Genomic DNA, 3,040 nt, shown 5'->3' on the forward strand with positions numbered 1-3,040 from the left:
TGATGGCTGCGCGTCTCGGACCGCACCGCATGAATCGCCCCGCCGCTGTCGAGCCCGGCGACGAGAACCTGGGCCTGTGCGCGGTATGCGAGGGCGCGCAGTCAGCGACCGCCGCATTCAAGAGCAGACCCACGACAGTTCGCGCCGGGAAAGCCAGAGATGCCACGCAAGCGACGAACGCCAGCCTCCAAGCGCATTGCTGAGACGGATCTCTATCGTCCCATCTACGAGCATCTCGTGGCACAGGGATACACGGTGCGCAGCGAGGTGGAGCACTGCGACATCACGGCGACGAGGGGCGATGAGTTAGTCGTCGTCGAGCTGAAGCGCAGCTTCGGCACCAACCTCTTGGTGCAGGCGACGCAGCGCCAGAAGGTCGCGGACTCGGTATATGTCGCGCTGCCGAGGCCGGATGAGTGGAATCAGGCGTGGGGTCGGAAGCTGCACTTGCTGAAGCGCCTCGAGCTGGGCCTGATCCTGGTGTCGTTCGATTCCGGAGAGCCGATTGTCGAGGTCGTGTTTCACCCGGTGCCATTCGACCGGCGACAGCGGAAGAGCGCCCGCCGAGCCGTGTTGCAGGAGATCGAGAGCCGGTCCGGAGACTTCAACGAGGGCGGGAGCTACCGGCGGAAGATTGCGACCGCGTACCGGGAGAACGCGATTCACATCGCGTGCTGCCTGGATGTCTTCGGCCCTCTGTCGCCGCGACAGCTTCGCAGTCTCGGCACCGGGCCGAAGACGGGATCAATCCTCTACAGCGACGTGTACGGGTGGTTCGACCGCATCGGGCGGGGACTATACGGCCTGCGCCCGCAGGGACGGACGGAGATCGGGCACTATCCGCGGCTGGCGCGGCGCTACCGCACACTGGCGCGGGAACGCAGCAGCCTGCTGCTGCCCACAGCGGAGCCGAAGTCTTCCCCCCAGCCAGAGTGAGGGCGCGGTGGCCCAAAGCTCTGCGGCGCCACACGCCGCCCTTTCAGTCCCGCTAAGCCGCGTCTCCCCGTTCTGCGCCTGGTGCAGATGCGGCGTCATCGTCGCGAACGACGTGCCGCGTCGTCGGCACAGAGGCCGCGGGCTAATGCGCGCGGCTCGTCCCGAGCAGACGCGCGAGGCGCAGCACCAGCCATTCGCCCCAGCGGTAAAGCCGCCGATTCCGAATCGCATTCAGTTCGGTCTCGAGGGCGCGAACGTAGCGGCCGAGGTGTGCCACGTCCTGTTCCCGCGCGCGCTGTAGGCGCGCCATGTCTTGCTCCGCCTCGACCGCCCTTTGGCCGAGTCTCCGAACCGGTTCCGCCATTGCGCGGCAGGCGGCGCTCGCATCGGGGTAGGCGAGCGCAAGTCGTTCGACGGCGGCCTCGATCGAGGCGACGGCGGGATCAGGCGAAGGGGCCGCTCGCGCTGCTGCCGCGGGCGGAGGCTGCGCCGACAGGCCGGCGATTCGCTCGATGTGTTCGGCGGCGGCGGCGGCGTGCTGCGCATCACTGTGCATGACGAGCGCCAGGTACTCCGACGGGGTGCAGACGAGCGCCTCGGAGTCGTCGTCGCGGGTCGGGCTGCGGTGCACATCATGCTCGATCGTGGCCACCATGTTGCACCAGCCGGAGGCGAAGTTGAGCAGGTAGAGATAGCGCTCGTCAACCGGCCCGTCCACGCGAGAGAGTTGCTCCCCGATGAGGTGAAACTCCTCATCGGAGAGCTCGCAGGCAGGGCGCAGGGCGACGTTGAGCTCGGTGCAATGCACGTCAACCCTGCCTGCCCTTGTCAGCGCGCGGTAGTAGTCCAGAAACGACCGGACGCGCTCGTTGTAACCCAGGATATCGGCGGCGGAACCGCGCGCGTAGCTGGCTTCGACGTCGGTTATCGCGCGCGTCGGCTCGCAGATGACCGCGACCTTTCCGCCGCGCCGCGTGACTCGCGCCATTTCGGTTGCTGCGCGGTCGAACTCGTCCACGTGGTGCAGAAACGATCGCCCGACGGTGACGTCGAAGGTGTGGTCCGGGAAAGGCAGGCGGGCCGCCTCGCACATCGCCCCGCACGCGATGCCTTCCTCACCGATGCGGGCCAGATCCCAGGGATAGACATCTGTGGCAACCACGCGCGCTCCGCGTTCGGCTAAGCGGCGTGTCGTTCCTCCGGCTCCAACTCCCAACTCAAGCACGACCTGTCCCGCCTCCACGGCGAGAGACTCTGTCGCCCACTGTTCGAGGCGTCGGTGCAACTCGGCGGTGCGCGTGTCTTCAGCTATGCGCTGCGCTTCAAGCGGATCGGACGGGAGCGGGCCACGCGATCGTCGGGCGGTGTCCTTGAGTCGGGCCGCGACCTCCTTCAGGAGGCCGCGGCTTGATGTGGTCGGCGCGATCATGCACGGCACCCCACTGAAGACCGGAAACTCCAGGCCGCACCGCGTGCAGTCCAGGAGGACCTGCTGATCGGTTCCGCCTCGCCCAGCGTGGGAGTTGGCAGGTGCTGTCGCCCGGAGTTGGCCGAGACAGCGCGGGCAAACCACGAGGTCGAGAATGGATGATGCGCATGTGTCGTGCATTACTGCCTCTCGCGGCCGCGCGCGGCGTCGCCGTACGAGCCACTTGCACGCGAGCCAGACAATCGAGGCCCATTGTGCTCGCAGGACCAGGGGTAATGTAGCATCGCGAGCGGCGGCCCGTCAACGGCCCGCGTCACTGCGGGGCTTTCCCCCGCAGGCGTGGCGCGTCCTCACCAGGCCGGCGAGACGTCTCTAGGGATGGGTTGCCGCTGCTCTTTGGAGTCTCGTGTATTACCGCAGCACCGGTGATACACCTGGACTCTTCCGGACGAGGTCCGTTCGGGAGGTGCCCCGCCGTCCCTTGCGTCCTTCCCTATAGAGTCTCGGCTATTGGAGTGGCAGCCCAGACTCCATGAGAACGGGATTCGTGAGCATGATCCTCTCGTCTGCGGGCCTTCCGGTGATACACGAATCCCGGCAATGCACGAACCTCGATAGGTCAGCTATCCGGCGCGTCAGGGCTCGTCGTCGCGGGCGACACGCGCTGGTGAACCA

Annotated in this window: 2 protein-coding genes; one reads left to right on the forward strand and one right to left on the reverse strand. The window is 66.9% G+C overall.

Annotation, left to right across the window (positions count from 1 at the left end; all coding sequences use genetic code 11):
• Positions 1-159: 159 nt before the first annotated feature.
• Positions 160-936, forward strand: coding sequence for a hypothetical protein (locus JSV65_14825; protein UCH33822.1), 777 nt, complete (start codon positions 160-162; stop codon positions 934-936).
• A 142-nt stretch (positions 937-1,078) separates the two neighbouring features.
• On the opposite strand, the gene JSV65_14830 is transcribed toward JSV65_14825, so the two are convergent.
• The gene (locus JSV65_14830) at positions 1,079-2,545 is read right to left on the reverse strand and encodes a methyltransferase domain-containing protein (GenBank protein UCH33823.1); all 1,467 of its coding nucleotides are present in this window, start codon (positions 2,543-2,545) and stop codon (positions 1,079-1,081) included.
• Positions 2,546-3,040: the final 495 nt, after the last annotated feature.

It is taken from the genome of Armatimonadota bacterium, assembly GCA_020354555.1.
GTDB lineage: Bacteria > Armatimonadota > Hebobacteria.

Excerpts from the sequence above, each read along its gene's own strand:
- JSV65_14825 (UCH33822.1), top strand. The coding sequence starts at position 160 with ATGCCACGCAAGCGACGAACGCCAGCCTCCAAGCGCATTGCTGAGACG.
- JSV65_14830 (UCH33823.1), bottom strand. The coding sequence starts at position 2,545 with ATGCACGACACATGCGCATCATCCATTCTCGACCTCGTGGTTTGCCCG.